The 17070-nt window shown below is 74.3% G+C and carries 12 protein-coding genes; 5 read left to right on the top strand and 7 right to left on the bottom strand.

The features are described 5' to 3' along the window. Nucleotides 1-21: 21 nt before the first annotated feature. The 3 genes from HDA31_RS18635 to HDA31_RS18645 all read right to left on the bottom strand — a co-directional run bounded on the left by HDA31_RS18635 (nucleotide 22) and on the right by HDA31_RS18645 (nucleotide 3076). A complete protein-coding gene (locus HDA31_RS18635; RefSeq protein ID WP_178064202.1) occupies nucleotides 22-882 on the bottom strand; it encodes an ABC transporter ATP-binding protein in 861 nt (286 codons plus the stop codon). Nucleotides 883-956: 74 nt separating this feature from the next. Then, entirely contained in the window at nucleotides 957-2033 is a 1077-nt protein-coding gene (locus tag HDA31_RS18640) for a FecCD family ABC transporter permease (RefSeq protein ID WP_246384544.1), read from the bottom strand. Continuing rightward, complete coding sequence (locus HDA31_RS18645; protein ID WP_219825023.1) at nucleotides 2030-3076, bottom strand: FecCD family ABC transporter permease; 1047 nt, start codon at nucleotides 3074-3076, stop codon at nucleotides 2030-2032. The genes HDA31_RS18640 and HDA31_RS18645 overlap by 4 nt, the downstream gene beginning before the upstream one ends. 232 nt (nucleotides 3077-3308) lie before the next feature. Between HDA31_RS18645 and HDA31_RS18650 the strand changes: the two genes are divergently transcribed. Beyond that, a complete protein-coding gene (locus HDA31_RS18650; RefSeq protein ID WP_178064201.1) occupies nucleotides 3309-4196 on the top strand; it encodes a fructosamine kinase family protein in 888 nt (295 codons plus the stop codon). 71 nt (nucleotides 4197-4267) lie between these two features. Here HDA31_RS18650 and HDA31_RS18655 read toward each other — a convergent pair whose 3' ends face one another. Both HDA31_RS18655 and HDA31_RS18660 read right to left on the bottom strand, forming a co-directional pair. Further along, entirely contained in the window at nucleotides 4268-6211 is a 1944-nt protein-coding gene (locus HDA31_RS18655) for a multicopper oxidase family protein (protein WP_178064200.1), read from the bottom strand. A 95-nt stretch (nucleotides 6212-6306) separates the two neighbouring features. After that, on the bottom strand, nucleotides 6307-6681 hold the full coding sequence (locus tag HDA31_RS18660) for a cytidine/deoxycytidylate deaminase family protein (RefSeq protein ID WP_178064199.1): 375 nt from the start codon (nucleotides 6679-6681) through the stop codon (nucleotides 6307-6309). Between the two features lie 124 nt (nucleotides 6682-6805). On the opposite strand from HDA31_RS18660, the gene hrpA reads away from it, so the two are divergent. Then, nucleotides 6806-10879 carry an ATP-dependent RNA helicase HrpA gene (hrpA, locus tag HDA31_RS18665; protein ID WP_246384542.1) on the top strand — a complete coding sequence of 1358 codons (4074 nt, stop codon included), beginning with the start codon at nucleotides 6806-6808 and terminating at the stop codon, nucleotides 10877-10879. 6 nt (nucleotides 10880-10885) lie between these two features. Here the strand turns inward: hrpA and rfbB are convergent, their stop codons facing one another. After that, complete coding sequence (gene rfbB / locus HDA31_RS18670; RefSeq protein ID WP_178064198.1) at nucleotides 10886-11926, bottom strand: dTDP-glucose 4,6-dehydratase; 1041 nt, start codon at nucleotides 11924-11926, stop codon at nucleotides 10886-10888. Between the two features lie 168 nt (nucleotides 11927-12094). Next, on the bottom strand, nucleotides 12095-13030 hold the full coding sequence (locus HDA31_RS18675) for a LysR family transcriptional regulator (protein WP_074475879.1): 936 nt from the start codon (nucleotides 13028-13030) through the stop codon (nucleotides 12095-12097). Between the two features lie 29 nt (nucleotides 13031-13059). On the opposite strand from HDA31_RS18675, the gene HDA31_RS18680 reads away from it, so the two are divergent. From HDA31_RS18680 to HDA31_RS18690, 3 genes are read left to right on the top strand one after another with little or no spacing between them, the layout of a single operon-like run. Next, nucleotides 13060-13791, top strand: a complete 732-nt coding sequence (locus tag HDA31_RS18680; RefSeq protein WP_074475878.1) for a succinate dehydrogenase cytochrome b subunit — start codon at nucleotides 13060-13062, stop codon at nucleotides 13789-13791. A gap of 2 nt (nucleotides 13792-13793) precedes the next feature. Further along, nucleotides 13794-15731 carry a fumarate reductase/succinate dehydrogenase flavoprotein subunit gene (locus HDA31_RS18685; protein ID WP_178064197.1) on the top strand — a complete coding sequence of 646 codons (1938 nt, stop codon included), beginning with the start codon at nucleotides 13794-13796 and terminating at the stop codon, nucleotides 15729-15731. Continuing rightward, entirely contained in the window at nucleotides 15728-16489 is a 762-nt protein-coding gene (locus HDA31_RS18690; protein ID WP_074475876.1) for a succinate dehydrogenase/fumarate reductase iron-sulfur subunit, read from the top strand. The genes HDA31_RS18685 and HDA31_RS18690 overlap by 4 nt, the downstream gene beginning before the upstream one ends. The last annotated feature ends 581 nt before the right edge of the window (nucleotides 16490-17070 follow it).

The following is a 17070-nucleotide window of genomic DNA, read 5'->3' on the forward strand; positions in this document are numbered from 1 at the left end:
GTGGGGTTCCTTTCGAGTGGTTCAGCCGGCCGACGGGCCGGCGGGAGAGGCAGGGACAGCGGAAGCAGAAGAGGAAGAGGCCGGGGCCGGGACGGCGGCCGGGGAGGGGGTGGTGAGGGCGGGCACGACCAGGGGCGCGCCGCTCACCGGGCAGGGCACCACCACGCAGTCGAGCCCGAAGACGTCGCGGACCAGCGCCGCGGTGAGGATCTCCCGGGGCGGGCCGGCGGCGACCACCGCCCCGGCGCGCATGGCGACGAGGTGGTCGGCGTACCGGGCGGCCTGGTTGAGGTCGTGCAGCACCGCGACGACGGTGCGGCCCCGTTCGGCGCGCAGCCGGTGCAGCAGGTCCAGCACCTCGACCTGGTGGGCCAGGTCGAGGAAGGTCGTCGGCTCGTCCAGCAGCAGCGCCTCGGTGTCCTGGGCGAGGGTCATCGCGATCCAGACCCGCTGCCGCTGGCCGCCGGAGAGGGTGTCCACCGGGCGGTTGGCGAGGCCGGCCACGTCGGCGAGGGCCATCGCCTCGTCGACGGCGGCGCCGTCGGCCGCCGACCACTGCCGCCACCACCGCTGGTGCGGCTGCCGGCCCCGGCCGACCAGGTCGGCGACCGTCACCCCCTCGGGCACCAGCGGGCTCTGCGGCAGCACCCCGAGCCGCCGGGCGACCTCCCGGGTCGGCAGGTCCCGGATGGCGGTGCCGTCGAGCAGCACGGCGCCCCGGCGCGGGGTCAGCAGTCGCGCCATGGTGCGCAGCAGGGTGGACTTGCCGCAGGCGTTCGGCCCGACGATGACGGTGAACGCCCCGGCGGGCAACGTCACGTCGAGGCCGTCCAGGACGGTCCGCTCGTCGTAGCCGACGACCAGGTCGCGGGTGGAGAGCATCGCGGCTCCTCGGGAGGGGTCGGCGGGGTCCGGTGCGCCGGCGGGGGCGGGCGGAGCGGCGGGCGCGGGGGTCGTCACGACGCCCTCCGCCGGCCGCGCAGCAGCAGGAACATCAGGTACGGTCCGCCGATCGCGGCGGTCAGCACGCCCGCCGGAAGCTGGGTGGGCGCGAACAGCCGGCGGCCGGCGAGGTCGGCGAGGACCAGCAGCAGCGCCCCGAGCAGGGCGGAGCAGAGCAGCGGGGGCCGCTCGGCGCGGACCAGCCGGCGGGCCAGTTGCGGGGCGACGAGGGCGACGAAGTCGACGGCGCCGACCTGCGCGGTGACCATCGCTGCGGCGAGCACGCCGGTGCCGGCCAGGGTGACCCGGCGGGCCACGGGGCGCACCCCGATCCCCCGGGCCGTGTCGTCGTCCAGGGCGGTGCTGTTGAGCGCCCAGCCGGCCCAGAGCAGCACCGGCAGGAGCGCCAGCAGGGTCGCGGCGATCCACGCCGCCTCGGTCCAGCCCTTGCCGGCGAGGGTGCCGAGCAGCCAGATCTGGGCGCGCAGCCCGTCGATCGGGTCGGCGGTCAGCAGGACCACCTCGATGAGCGCCCGCAGCCCGAAGGCGACCGCCACCCCGGCGAGCACGAAGCGCTGGGCGGCCAGCCCGTGCCGGGCGCCGAGGGCGAACACCGCGACGGCGGCGGCCAGGCCGCCGAGCAGCGCCGCCGGGGCGACCAGCACGGCGGCGGCCCCGCTGGTGAGGGCCACCGTCGCGGCGAGCCCCGCGCCCTGGGTGATGCCGATGACGTCGGGGCTGGCCAGCGGGTTGCGGGCCACGCTCTGGATCAGCGTGCCGGCGACCCCGAACGCCGCGCCGGCCACCGCCGCGAGCACCAGCCGGGGCAGCCGCAGGCCGAGCACCACCAGGTCGTACGGGGTGCTCGCGCCGCCGAGCGCGCGCAGCACGTCGGGCGTGGCGACGTACGGGGTGCCGAGGGAGAGGCTGAGCAGCCCGGCGGCGACGAGCAGCCCGGCCAGCGCGGCGGCGACCAGCACGGGGCGGCGGCGCACCGGCACCCGCAGCGGGCCGAGCCGCAGCAGCGAGCGGCCGGCGGGGGCGGCGGGCCGGACGGCGGGGCCGGGCCGGGCGGGGGCCACCGCGCTCACGCGGTCACCACCCGGGCACGGCGCACCAGGAAGGCCAGCAGGGGCGCGCCGACCAGCGCGGTCACCACCCCGGCGGGCACCTCGCCGGGCGGGGCGACGAGCCGGCCCGCCACGTCGGCGGCGAGCAGCAGGGCCGGCCCGAGCAGCGCGGCGACGGCGAGGGTCCACCGGTGGTCGGCCCCGACCAGGGCGCGGGCCAGGTGCGGCACGGCGAGGCCGACGAACGCGATCGGCCCGGCCGCCGCCACGGCCGCGCCGGTGAGCAGCACCCCGGCCGCGCCGCCGCCGAGGCGGACCAGCCCGACGCGGTGGCCCAGGCCCCGGGCCACGTCGTCGCCGAGGGCCATCGCGTCGAGGCCCCGGGCGACGAGGGCGGCCAGCACGAGCCCGGCGAGGACGAACGGCAGCACCTGCCCGGCGACCCCGACGCCCCGGCCGGTCAGCCCGCCGACGACCCAGAACCGGTACTCCTCGAAGGTGCGGGCGTCGATGCTGAGCAGCGCGTACACGAGGGCACCGAGACTGGCGTCGAGCGCCGCGCCGGTCAGCGCGAGGGTGACCGGCGACGCGCCGTCGCGGGCCCGGTTGGCGACGGCGAAGACGGCCAGGCCGGCGGCGAGCGCCCCGGCGATGCCGAACCAGACGTACCCGGCGAGGGTGCCGACGCCGAAGACGGCGATGGCGAGGACCACGCCGAACGACGCGCCCGCGCTGATGCCGAGGATGCGCGGCTCGGCGAGCGGGTTGCGGGTCAGCGCCTGGAAGAGCACCCCGGCCACGGCGAGCGCGAGCCCGACGAGCAGGCCGAGGGCGGTGCGGGGCAGCCGCAGCTCGCGGACGATGGTGGTGGCGTCGCCGCCGTCGGGGGCGACCAGGGCGTGCCAGACCGCGCCGGGGGCGAGCGGGCGGCTGCCGAGGGCGAAGCTGGCCAGCACGGCGAGGGCGAGCACGGCCGCCGCGCCGAGGGTGACGGCCGCCCGGCGGCCCAGGCCCCGGGTCATCGGTGTGCCGGCCCGGATCGGCCGCGCGGCGACGGTGGTCACGAACCTCCCTCGACTTAGGTACGCCTTACCTTAAACCGAGGGGGGCGGGTGGCCCTAACCGGCGCTCGTCGATCCGGAGTCGTCGCCACCCCGCTGAGCAGGGCGGCCGTGCCGAGCGCCGCCGCGCGGCGGGCGGTTCGTCCCGGCGGGGTCCCCGGGGGCGCGCGGATCTGGGATGGTCACCGTCGATCCGAAGACCCGGGTACGCCGCGACCGGAGGAGACCACTGCCGATGCCCCCGACACACCTTCTGGCTCAGCGGCTGTCGCGGGTGGGGATCCGCGACGTCGTCACCGTCGTCCCGGCCAGCGGTGGGCTCGCCGCCCTCGCCGGGACAGCCCACCGCGAGAACGGGCCGCCGGTCTTCGTCAAGACCTTCGCCGAAGTGCCGGACGGCGTCGGTGACGCCTTCGTCGCGGAGGCCGAGGGGCTGGCGGCCCTGCGGGAGCTCGGCGGGCAGGAGACCCCCGAGGTGATCGTGGCGAACCAGGAGGTGCTCGTGCTGTCGCTGCTGCGGCCGAGACCCCGCAGCGGGGCCTTCTGGGAGGAGTTCGCGCACGCGCTGGCCCACCTGCACACGGGCACCCTCCACCCCCGCTTCGGCTGGCACCGCGACAACTGGTTGGGGCGTCGCCCGCAGCTCAACACGTGGGCCGACGACGGCTTCGCCTTCTTCGCGGAGCGCCGGTTGCTCCGCTGGCTCACCGAGCCCCGCGTCGAGGCGGCGCTCGGGCCCGCCGACCGGGCCGCGCTGGAACGGCTGTGTGACCGGCTCCCCGAGCTGCTGCCGGACCGGCCGGCCTGCCTGACGCACGGCGACCTGTGGGCCCAGAACGTCCTGGCCACCGCGGACGGGCGAGCGGCGCTGATCGACCCGGCGGTGTCGTACCTGTGGGCGGAGGTGGACCTGGCCCACCTCTGGAGCACGGCGCCGCCGCCGGAGGCGCGGCGGTTCTTCGCCGTCTACGCCGAGCTGACCGGTCTCGACGACGACTGGCCGGCCCGCATGCCGATCATCCAGCTACGACAGCACCTGGCGGTGCTGGCCCAGTTCGACGACGACTGGGGCGCCGCCGAGACGATCCGCGCCACGCTGGCACCGTTCCGGGCGCGGGGCTGACCCGCCCCGCCCCGCCACGCCCCGGCCCGCCACGCCACGCCGGTCCAGCCCGGCCCGCAGGCGTCGACCGGTCAGCCTGCGGCCCCCACGCGCCGGGAGGAGCCGTCCCCGCCCTCGGCGGCACCGGACGGCAGCACCTCGATCGGGCGCATCATCTCGTTGTCCTCGTGCTCCAACAGGTGGCAGTGCCACACGAAGCGTCCCGGCAGGTCGAAGCGGACCTTGATCCGGGTCAACTGCCCCGGGTACGCGACCACGGTGTCGTGGAAGCCGGCCTCCGCGGGGCCGGGCGGGGTGTGGCCGTCGTGCCCCCGCCCGAGCACCTGGAACTGCACCTGGTGCACGTGGATCGGGTGGGCGTCCTCGGTGCAGTTGCGCAACTCCCACTCCTCGGTCACGCCGAGGGCGGGCGTCTCGGTCACCGGCGCGTCCCAGCTCAGCGGCACCGGCCGGCCGCTCGCGGCGACGACGCCCAGCAGGGCCCGCACCGGGCCGGCCGAGGACTCCTGCTCGTTGAGCGAGAGCCGCCGGACGCCCCGGGCGGCCGGCAGCGGGGTGCACGTCGGCAGCGACAACTGCCCGGGCGGGACGCTCCGGTCGACGCCGGCCCGGTCGCCCACCACGAACTTGAGCACCTGCCCGGTCGTCCGCGGGTCGGCCGGGGGGAAGTCCGTCCCCGGCGCGCCGCCGCAGAACGGCTCGTCGGGGCCCTCGTTGACCAGGTACAGCTCGGTGCCGGCCGGCACGTCGGTGAAGTCGACCACGAGGTCGGCCCGCTGGCCGTTGGCGAGCAGGATCCGGGGCGCGGCCACGGGCTCGGGCAGGAAACCGCCGTCGCTGCCGACCTGCCACAGCGGCAGCGCCGGCCGGGCCGGGCGGCGGGTCGGGTGGTCGGTGACCGACAGCATCAGGAACCGGGCGTTGCAGCCGTTGAGCAGCCGGAACCGGTAACGCCGCCGCTGCACCCGCAGCACCGGCCAGGTCGCGCCGTTGACCACCATGGCGGCGCCGAAGAACTCGGGGTTCCAGATCGGCGACACGTCGGTCCCCGGCAGGTACGGGCCGGGGTAGTCGTCGAAGTCGGCGCGGCTGTCGGGATACCAGAGCGAGCCGTCGGGGCGGAAGGTGCGGTCCTGGATCAGCAGCGGCAGGTCGCACCCCGCCTCCCCCGGCAGCGAGCCGGGCAGCACCCCGGGCGGCAGGTCGTCGGGGCCGCCGCTGAGCCGGTAGAAGCCGGCCAGTCCGGCGTAGAGGTTCACCCGGGTCATGCCCAGGGTGTGGTCGTGGTACCAGAGGGTCGTCGGGCGCTGGTCGTTGGCGTACTCCGTGCCGGCCGTGCCGGGGGCGCAGCGGACGCCGGTCCGCTCGGCTGCCAGGTCCCGGAACTCGCCGTAGGCCGAGCCGCCGTCGGCGCACCCGGCGGGCAGGTCCCGGGCCGCGGGGAGGTACCACGCCTGGGGGTGGCCGTCGCTCTCCTGCCGGTTGTGCCCGCCGTGCACGTGCATGACGGTCGGGACAGGCCCCCGGTACGGGTCGGGGGTGCTGGTGAAGTGCGGCCGGTGGTCGCGGCCCTCGACGCCGCCGGTCGGGTTGGCCCAGTGCAGTGTCGGGTCGACCGGCAGCAGGTGCGGCAGGTAGCAGCCCCGCTCGTCGACGAGCTGGTTGCACCAGGTCACCCGGACCGGGCGGCCGACGGTGGCGGCGATGGTGGGGCCGGGATAGGTGAAGCTGCGCGGGTGGTCGGGCGAGCCGAAGCCCCACACCGTCGTCGCCGGCAGCCCGGCCGGGAGGACCTGCTGGCGGAACTGGCGGACGGCGACCACGTACTCGTCGACGTCGCCGCTGGTGCGGGAGGCGGGCATGGTCGACGGCACGGGCAGCGGGGTGACGTACTTGGGCACGGCACGGGGGGCGATCAGGGCGGTCGGGGCGCCGGCTGCGGTGCGACCGGCGGGCAGCAGCAGGGCCGCGCCGCCGGCCGCACCGGCGGCGATGAGTCGTCTACGGGTCACCATGCCGCGAGGCTAGAACGAGCATTGCTCACCACAGTGCCGAAACGGCGTCGTTACTCCTTTATGAGGACGAAACGGTTTCTAACGGTCAGGCGACCCTACTCCCCGGGAAGCAGCTCGGCGACCGGCACCGCGCGCAGCGCGTCCGCCGGGCCGACGATGACCCGGATCGACGGGAAGTAGTCCCGCAGCACCTGCTGGCACGGGCCGCAGGGGGTCAGGACGTCCCGACCCCGGTCGCCCACCGCCACGATGGTCTCCAGCTCCGTCTCCCCCTGGGTGGCGGCGGCCCCGATCACCACCACCTCGGCGCACGGCCCGCCGGTGACGTGGTGGACGTTCACGCCGCTGAACACCCGGCCGGCGGCGGTACGCGCGGCCGCGGCGACGGTGTGCCGGTCGCTGCGGCAGCGCAGCTTCGCCACGGCCGTGGCCGCCTGCACCAGCGCCCGGTCGGTGTCTCGCATGCTCATCCCAGGCCCCCGTGGTCGGCGTCGATCGGCGGTCAACTCTAGACGGCTGCCGCCCGGGCGGCAGCCGTGGCGACCGGTAACCCGGGGGCGGTCCCGCCCGCGGCTGCCTATCCTTGGCGACGACATGCAGAATCCAGCCGCTCCCGCCGCAGCCGCCGGGCCCACCGCCGGGCCCACCGCAGCCGCCGCTCCCGCCGCAGCCCCCGAGCCCACCGCCGGGCCCGCCGCGTCCCACGGCCTCCGCGAGCTGCACCGCCGCCTGCCCGCCCTGATGTTCCGCGACCAGCGCCGACTCCAGCGACGCCTCGACGGGGTGCGCCGGCTGCGCGACCCGCAGCGGCGCGAGGCCGCGCTCGCCGAGATCACCGCCGACGTCGCCCGCGCCGAGCGGCGACTCGCCGACCGCCGGGCGGCGGTGCCCCGGATCACGTACCCGGCGGGGCTGCCGGTCAGCGAGCGCAAGGACGACCTGGCCGCCGCGATCCGGGACCACCAGGTGGTGATCGTGGCCGGCGAGACCGGCTCCGGCAAGACCACCCAGCTCCCCAAGATCTGCCTGGAGCTGGGACGCGGCATCCACGGGCTGATCGGGCACACCCAGCCCCGGCGGCTGGCCGCCCGCACCGTCGCCGACCGCATCGCCGAGGAGCTGGGCACCGAGCTGGGCGACGTGGTCGGCTACAAGGTCCGGTTCACCGACCAGGTGGGCGACCGCAGCCTGGTCAAGCTGATGACCGACGGCATCCTGCTCGCCGAGCTGCAGACCGACCGGATGCTGCGCCAGTACGACACGCTGATCATCGACGAGGCGCACGAGCGCAGCCTCAACATCGACTTCATCCTCGGCTACCTGCGCCAGCTCCTCCCCCGCCGCCCCGACCTCAAGGTGGTCATCACCTCCGCGACCATCGAGACCGACCGGTTCGCCAGGCACTTCGCCGACGCCGAGGGCCGCCCCGCCCCGGTCGTCGAGGTGTCCGGGCGCACCTACCCGGTCGAGGTGCGCTACCGGCCGCTGGTCGAGGTCAGCGAGAGCGAGGACGACTCCGGCGACGACGAGGAGAACGTCCGCGACCAGATCCAGGCCATCGGCGACGCCGTCGAGGAGCTGGCCGCCGAGGGGCCGGGCGACATCCTGGTCTTCCTCTCCGGCGAACGCGAGATCCGGGACACCGCCGACGCGCTGGGCAAGCTGGTGCAGTCCAGACGGTCGCTGCTGGGCACCGAGATCCTGCCCCTGTACGCCCGGCTGTCGGCCGCCGAGCAGCACCGGGTGTTCGCCCCGCACACCGCGCGGCGGGTGGTGCTCGCCACCAACGTCGCGGAGACCTCGCTGACCGTGCCCGGCATCAAGTACGTGGTGGACCCGGGCACCGCCCGGATCTCCCGCTACTCCAGCCGGCTCAAGGTGCAGCGGCTGCCCATCGAGCCGGTGTCGCAGGCGTCGGCCAACCAGCGCAAGGGCCGCTGCGGGCGCACCTCGGACGGCATCTGCATCCGCCTCTACGACGAGTCCGACTTCGACTCCCGCCCCGAGTTCACCGACCCGGAGATCCTGCGCACCAACCTGGCCTCGGTCATCCTCCAGATGACCTCGATCGGGCTGGGCGACGTGGCGGCATTCCCGTTCATCGACCCACCGGACCGGCGCAACATCGCCGACGGCGTCAACCTGCTGCACGAGCTGGGCGCGCTCGACCCGACCGAGACCGACCCGGCGAAGCGGCTCACCCCGCTGGGCGGGCGGCTGGCGCAGCTCCCGGTCGACCCCCGGCTCGCCCGGATGGTGATCGAGGGCGAGCGCAACGGCTGCGCCACCGAGGTCGTCGTCATCGCCGCCGCGCTGTCCATCCAGGACCCGCGCGAGCGGCCGGCGGAGAAACAGGCCCAGGCCGACCAGGCGCACGCGAGGTTCGCCGACAGAGAGTCGGACTTCGTCGCGTACCTGAACCTGTGGCGGCACCTGCGCGAGCAGCAGCGGGAGCTGTCCTCCAGCGCGTTCCGCCGGATGTGCCGGGCCGAATACCTCAACTACCTGCGGGTACGCGAGTGGCAGGACATCGTCAGCCAGGTGCGCCAGGTGCTGCGTACGGCGGAGAAGGGCGACGGCCGGCGCGGGGCCGGCGCGGACCTGCCGGAGGAGATCGACACCCCGAAGGTGCACCAGTCGCTGCTGCCGGGCCTGCTGTCGCACATCGGGCTGAAGGACCCGCAGAAGCACGAGTACCTCGGGGCGCGCGGGGCGAAGTTCGCCCTGTTCCCCGGCTCGGCGCTGTTCAAGAAGCCGCCGCGCTGGGTGATGGCCGCCGAGCTGGTGGAGACCTCCCGGCTGTGGGGGCGGGTCGCCGGCCGCATCGAGCCGGAGTGGGTCGAGCCGCTGGCGCAGCACCTGGTCAAGCGCAGCTACAGCGAGCCGCACTGGGAGAAGAAGCAGGCGGCGGTGCTGGCCTACGAGAAGGTCACCCTGTACGGCGTCCCGCTGGTCACCGCCCGGAAGGTCAACTTCGGCCGGATCGACCCGGCGCTGTCGCGCGAGCTGTTCGTCCGGCACGCCCTGGTGGAGGGCGACTGGACCACCCACCACCAGTTCTGGCGGGACAACCAGAAGCTGCTCGCCGAGATCGAGGAGCTGGAGAACCGGGCCCGGCGGCGGGACATCCTGGTCGACGACGAGACGATCTTCGCCTTCTACGACGCGCGGATCCCGGCCGACGTGGTCTCCGGCCGGCACTTCGACGCCTGGTGGAAGAAGGAGCGGCGGCAGCGGCCCGACCTGCTCACCTTCACCCGGGAGCTGCTGGTCAACGCCGGCCGGGGCGGGCTCGACGAGGCCGACTACCCCGACGAGTGGCGCGCCGACGGGGTCACCCTGCCGCTGACGTACACGTTCGACCCGGGCACCCCCACCGACGGCGTGACCGTGGACATCCCGCTGCCGCTGCTCAACCAGGTGCCGGCGGAGAGCTTCGACTGGCAGGTCCCCGGGCTGCGCGAGGAGCTGGTGATCGCCCTGATCCGGTCGCTGCCCAAGGCGATCCGGCGCAACTTCGTCCCCGTCCCCGACTACGCGCGGGCCGCGCTCGCGGCGATCACCCCCGGGCAGGAGCCGCTGCTGGACGCGCTGACCCGGCAGTTGCGCCGGATGACCGGGGTCACCGTGCCCCGCGACGCCTGGGAGCCGGGGAAGCTCCCCGCCCACCTGCGGGTCAGCTTCCGGGTGCTCGACGAGGAGAACAGGCCGGTCGCCGAGGGCAAGGACCTGCCGGCGCTGCAACGCCAGCTCCGCCAGGAGGTACGGCAGGTGGTGGCCGCCGCCGCACCGGACGTCGCCCGCACGGGCCTCACGCAGTGGGACGTCGGCGACCTTCCGCGCACCATCGAGCAGGTCCGCGCGGGCTATGCGGTGACCGCGTACCCGGCGCTGGTCGACGAGGGGCCCACCGTCGGGGTGAAGGTCTTCGACTCCGAGGCCGAGCAGGCCGCCGCGCACTGGGCGGGCACCCGGCGGCTGCTGCGGCTGACCGTGCCGTCGCCGGCGAAGTTCCTCCAGGGGCGGCTGTCCAACGAGGCGAAGCTGGCGCTGAGCCGCAACCCGCACGGCGGGGTGCAGGAGCTGATCGCCGACGCGTCCGGGGCGGCGATCGACAAGCTGATCACCGACGCGGGCGGCCCGGCCTGGGACGCCGCCGGCTTCGCCGCCCTGCGGGACCGGGTCCGCGCCGACCTGGTGGACACCGTCGTGGACGTGATGGGCCGGGTACGGCAGGTGCTCGCCGCCGCGTACGCCGTCGAGCAGCGCCTCGGCAAGACCCAGAACCTCGCCGTGGTGGCCGCCCTGGCCGACATCCGGGCCCAACTCTCGGGGCTGGTGCACAAGGGGTTCGTCACCGAGACCGGCTACTCCCGCCTGCCCGACCTGCTGCGCTACCTCACCGCGATCGAGCGGCGGCTCGACCGGCTGCCGGGCAACCCGCAGCGGGACCGCCAGCAGCAGGACCGGGTGGCGGCGGTGCAGAAGGAGTACGCCGACCTGCTCGCCGCGTTGCCGCCGGGCCGGCGCGGGTCGGCGGCGGTACGGCAGATCCGCTGGATGATCGAGGAGCTGCGGGTGAACGTGTTCGCCCAGGCCCTCGGCACCCCGTACCCGGTGTCGGAGCAGCGGATCTACCGGGCCATGGACGACGCCGAGGGCCGCTGAGCCGAGTCAGTGCACGGGGGCGGGCACGGCCCGGCCGGTCGGCAGCCCCCGCACCGAGTTGCCCAGCGCGCCGGGGCGGGCCTCCGGGTAGGCGTGCGCCCACCAGGCCCGGTTCTCCCGGTACCAGTGGAAGACCTCGGCCAGCCCGTCGGCGAACCGGATCTGCGGCGCGAAGCCCAGCTCCTCGGAGATCTTCGTGTAGTCCAAGGAGTACCGCTGGTCCTGCACCTTGCGGTCGGCGACGTGCCGCACCCGGTCCCAGCCGGCCCCGGCCAGCAGCAGGATCTGCTCGGCCAGGGCCCGGTTGGTCAGCTCGACGTCGCCGCCGATGTTGTAGACCTCGCCGGCACGGCCCTTGGCCAGCACCAGCGCGATCGCGCGGCAGTGGTCGTCGACGTGCAGCCACTCGCGTACCGCGCCGCCGTCGCCGTGCAGGGTGATGTCCCCGCCGGTGAGCAGGCTGGTCACGAAGCGCGGGATGACCTTCTCCACGTGCTGGTACGGGCCGTAGTTGTTGGCGCAGCGGGTGATCGACACGTCGACGTCGTAGGTGCGCCAGTAGGAGCGCACGACGCAGTCGCTGGCCGCCTTGGACGCCGCGTACGGGGAGTTGGGCTCCAGCAGGCAGCGCTCGGTCCACGAGCCCTCGGTGATCGACCCGTACACCTCGTCGGTGGAGACGTGCACGATCCGCCCGACGGCGGCGCGGGCGCAGGCGGCCAGCAGGTGGTGCGAGCCCATGACGTTGGTCTCGAAGAACGGCGCGGGGTCGTCGATCGAGCGGTCGACGTGCGACTCGGCGGCGAAGTGCACCACCGCGTCGTGCCCGGGGACCAGGTCGGCCAGGAGCGGACGGTCGCAGATGTCGCCGCGCACGAACGTGAGGCGCGGGTGGTGGGCGGGCAGGTTGGTGCGGTCACTGGCATAGGTCAGCTTGTCGAGCACCGTGACGTGGCAGTCCTCGAACCCCACGTACCGCCCGCCCAGCAGGCTCCGGGCGAAGTGCGACCCGATGAAGCCGGCGCCGCCGGTAACCAGGATCCTCATGTGGTGGCCTCCCTGCCACGCGAGCCCGCGCTTGGACCATTCTTCGCCAGGCCGACGGGCGTCATGCCTGCGCAGGGATTCACCATAGGCGACGAAGCAGGCACAAAGGCCCCGATATGAGGCCTCCGGGTCATATTCACTCCGAACTCGGGGCAAGGCACCCGGTGGTCAGCGGAGCTCCACCCCGGGCGGCAGGTCGTCCCGACCGGCCGCCTCCCGCACGTACTCCACCAGGATGCGGCGCAGCTCGCGGCCGGCGTGGGTGGGCACCACGTCGCGGCGTCGGGCCACGGCGATGGTCCGCCGGACGCCGGGCGGGGCCAGCCGGGTGACCCGCACGCCGGGTCGGCGGGCCACCACCATGCCGGGCACCAGCGCCACCCCGAGCCCCGCCTCGACGAAGCTGAGCACGGCGTCCATCTCGCCGCCGTCGACCGACAGGGTGGGCTCGAAGCCGGCCTCCCGGCACGCCTGGAGGGTGGCGTCGCGCAGGTCGTAGCCCTCCCGGAACATGACCAGGGGCTGACCGCGCAGGTCGGTGACGCGCAGCTCGCCGGCGGCCGAGGCGCCGGGCACCTCGGCCAGCGAGGCCACCACCAGGCTCTCCCGCAGGATCTCCTCGGCGTGCAGCCCCGGGTCCGCGCCCTGGGCCGGCATGATGATCAGCGCGAGGTCGAGGCCGCCGCGCAGCAGGTCGCGGACGAGGTCCTGCGAGCCGCCCTCCTCCACGCGCAGGTCGACGGCGGGGTGGGCGTCGCGGAACCGGCGCAGCACGGGCGGGGCGAGCGAGGTGGCGAGGCTCGGGGTGGCGCCGAGGCGGACCCGGCCGCGCCGCAGCCCGACCAGCTCCTGCACCTCCCGGGTGGCGGTGTCGACGTCGGCGAGGATGCGCCGGGCCAGCGGGAGCAGCACCTCGCCGGCGGCGGTGAGGGCGATCCGGCCCCGCACCCGCTCGAACAGCGGGGCCCCGAGGGCGGCCTCCAGGGCGTGAATTTGCTTACTCAACGAGGGCTGGGTGATCCCGACGAGGTCGGCGGCTTGCGTGAAATGTCGTAGTTCCGCGACGGCGACGAAGTAGCGGAGCTGGTGCAGCTGCATCGGCATAGCCTACGGCTATCGAGACTGCGAGTTCGATGCATTGGACGACTGATCCCAGGTCTCCTAGCGTCGGTCAGGTGGTACTCACGAAATCCCGGTCGCCCATCCGGTCCAACGTCGGCCTGAAGGCCGTCATGGCGGTGACGGGCATCCTGCTGGTGCTGTTCCTCGTCGCGCACATGCTCGGCAACCTGAAGATCTTCACGGGCGAGACCGCGTTCGACCACTACGCGCACTGGCTGCGGGAGATCGGCACCCCGCTGCTGCCGTCGACCTGGTTCCTGTGGATCCAGCGCACCGCGCTGCTCGCGGCCGTGCTGGCCCACATCGGGGCCGCCACGGTGCTCGCGGTGCGCGCCCGCGCGGCCCGCCCGGTCCGGTACGCGCACCGCAAGAAGGTCAACGGCAGCTACGCGGCCCGCACGATGCGCTGGGGCGGCGTGATCATCCTGCTCTTCGTGATCTACCACATCCTGGACCTGACCACCGGCCACCTCAACCCCGAGGGCGTCCCGGGCCGCCCGTACGGCAACGTGGTCGCCGACTTCGCGCCGGAGCGGTGGTACGTCACCCTCTTCTACACGCTGGCGGTCGTGGCGCTCGGGTTCCACCTGCGCCACGGCGCGTTCAGCGCGTTCCGCAGCCTCGGCCAGCAGACCCCCGCCGGGGAGCGCCGGGCGCGCGCCGCCGCGCTGGGCTTCGCCGTCGTGCTCTGCGCCGGCTACCTCGTGGTCCCCTTCGCCGTACTCACCGGATTGGTGGCCTGACCATGGACCTGTTCGCCGAGGGCGACCCGATCGCCGACGCCCGGGCCCCGCAGGGCCCGATCGAGACCCGCTGGGAACGCCGCCGTTTCGAGGCCAAGCTGGTCAACCCGGCCAACCGCCGCAAGCTGACCGTGATCGTGGTCGGCACCGGCCTGGCCGGCGGCTCGGCCGCCGCCACGCTGGCCGAGCAGGGCTACCGGGTCCGGTCGTACTGCTACCAGGACAGCCCGCGCCGGGCCCACTCGATCGCCGCGCAGGGCGGCATCAACGCCGCCAAGAACTACCGCAACGACGGCGACTCGGTGCACCGGCTGTTCTACGACACCGTCAAGGGCGGCGACTTCCGCTCCCGCGAGTCCAACGTGCACCGGCTGGCCGAGGTCTCGGTCAACATCATCGACCAGTGCGTCGCCCAGGGCGTACCGTTCGCCCGCGAGTACGGCGGCCTGCTCGACACCCGCTCCTTCGGCGGCGCGCAGGTGCAGCGCACCTTCTACGCCCGGGGGCAGACGGGCCAGCAGCTCCTGCTCGGGGCGTACCAGGCCCTGGAGCGGCAGATCGGGCTGGGCAACGTGGAGATGAACGCCCGCCACGAGATGCTGGAGCTGATCGTCGTCGACGGCCGGGCCCGGGGCATCGTGGTGCGGGACCTGGTCACCGGCGAGATCACCAGCGAGTTCGCCGACGCGGTGGTGCTGGCCTCCGGCGGCTACGGCAACGTCTTCTACCTCTCCACCAACGCCAAGGGCTGCAACGTCACCGCCACCTGGCGGGCGCACCGCCGGGGCGCGTACTTCGCCAACCCCTGCTACACGCAGATCCACCCGACCTGCATCCCCGTCTCCGGCGACCACCAGTCGAAGCTGACGCTGATGAGCGAGTCGCTGCGCAACGACGGCCGGGTGTGGGTGCCGAAGGCCAAGGGCGACGGCCGCGCCCCCAAGGACATCCCTGAGGAAGAGCGGGACTACTACCTCGAACGGATCTACCCGTCCTTCGGCAACCTGGTGCCCCGCGACATCGCCTCCCGGGCGGCGAAGAACGTCTGCGACGCCGGGCGCGGCGTGGGCCCCGGCGGGCTCGGTGTCTACCTCGACTTCGCCGACGCCATCGACCGCCTCGGCCGCCAGGCCATCGAGGCCAAGTACGGCAACCTCTTCGAGATGTACGAGCGGATCACCGGCGAGGACCCGTACGAGGTGCCGATGCGGATCTACCCCGCCGTGCACTACACGATGGGCGGCCTCTGGGTCGACTACGACCTCCAGTCGACCATCCCCGGACTGTTCGTGATCGGCGAGGCGAACTTCTCCGACCACGGCGCGAACCGGCTCGGCGCGTCCGCGCTGATGCAGGGCCTCGCCGACGGCTACTTCGTGCTGCCCAACACGATCGCCAACTACCTGGCGGCCGGGCCGTTCGAGCGGGTCGACGCCAGCCACCCGGAGGCGGTGGCGGCGCGGCGCGACGTCGAGGACCGGATCCGGCGGCTGCTCGCCGTCGACGGCGACCGGACGGTCGACTCGTTCCACCGCGAGCTGGGCCAGATCATGTGGGAGCACTGCGGCATGGAGCGCAGCGAGGCCGGGCTGCGCAAGGCCATCGACGAGATCCGGGCGCTGCGCGGGGAGTTCTGGAAGCGGGTCCGCGTCCCCGGCGACGGCGACGGGCTCAACCAGTCGCTGGAGAAGGCCGGCCGGGTGGCCGACTTCTTCGAGCTGGCCGAGCTGATGTGCGTCGACGCCCTGCACCGCGAGGAGTCCTGCGGCGGCCACTTCCGGGCCGAGCACCAGACCCCCGACGGCGAGGCGCAGCGCGACGACGACCGGTTCGCCTACGTGGCGGCCTGGGAGTACACCGGCGGCGACGAGCCGGCCGTGCTGCACAAGGAAGACCTCAAGTTCGAGTACGTGCACCCGACGCAGCGGAGCTACAAGTGAACCTGACCCTGCGCATCTGGCGCCAGTCCGGCCCCGCCGACAAGGGCCGGATGGTGACCTACCAGGTCGACGACGTCTCCCCCGACATGTCGTTCCTGGAGATGCTCGACGTGCTCAACGAACGGCTGATCCTCTCCGGCGAGGAGCCGGTGGCGTTCGACCACGACTGCCGCGAGGGCATCTGCGGCATGTGCGGCCTGATGATCAACGGTGACGCGCACGGTCCGCAGCGCGGCACCACCGCCTGCCAGCTGCACATGCGACAGTTCTCCGACGGCGACACGATCGACATCGAGCCGTGGCGGGCGCGGGCCTTTCCGGTGATCAAGGATCTGGTGGTCAACCGGAGCGCCTTCGACAAGATCATCGCCGCCGGCGGGTACATCACCGCGCCGACCGGCAGCGCCCCCGAGGCCCACTCCGTGCCGGTCCCCAAGGCCGACGCCGACGCCGCGTTCTCCTCGGCCGCCTGCATCGGCTGCGGCGCCTGCGTGGCGGCCTGCCCGAACGGTTCCGGCATGCTGTTCACCGCCGCCAAGGTCACCCAGCTCTCGCTGCTGCCGCAGGGCCAGCCGGAGCGGTACACCCGGGTCCTCGGCATGGTCGACGCGCACGACGAGGCGGGCTTCGGCGGCTGCACCAACACCGGCGAGTGCACCGCGGTCTGCCCGAAGGGCATCCCGCTGAACACCATCGGCCGGCTCAACCGCGACTACCTGGCGGCCACCGCCAAGCGCGGCGGCACCCCCGGCTCCTGACCCCGGCTCCTGACCCGAGCCCCGACTCCAGCCCCGGGTCCCGCCATCCGACGCGCCGGCCGCCGTGCCCCTCCGGGCCGGCGGCCGGCTCCGTTCCCGGCGGCCGCAGTCGCTGGAGAGGACCACCCGTCGGGGGCACTAGGGAGCTGAGTCAGATACGACATCGCACCCACAGCCCACAGCCCTTTCGGCGCGGTGCGCGGACTGCCTGACGCGCGGAGCGCCCGGCGCAGAGTGCCCGGCCGGAATGCCCGACGCGGACTGCCTGGCGCGGAATGCCCGGCCCGGACTGCCTGGCGCACGCCGTGCCCGCGCTGGTGCACTGGGTGCCGGGGGCGGCGCACCCGCCGCCGACTACCGGCGCGCGGATGCGCGGGGTGCCGGGTGATGGTGCGCGGGCTGCCGGATGGTGGCGCGCTGGCGCGCCGCGAGTCAGCCACGGCAGCCGTGAGTCAGCTACGACATCAGCTCCCTAGGCGCGGTCGGCGGTTCCTGCCCCTCGGCGTCCCCCGCCCCGGGCCAGCCCGTCCCCCGGTCGCCCCGCCCCTCGACGTGCCCGGGTCCCGCGCGGGCACACGCCC

This window comes from Micromonospora carbonacea (assembly GCF_014205165.1).
Lineage (GTDB): Bacteria > Actinomycetota > Actinomycetes > Mycobacteriales > Micromonosporaceae > Micromonospora > Micromonospora carbonacea.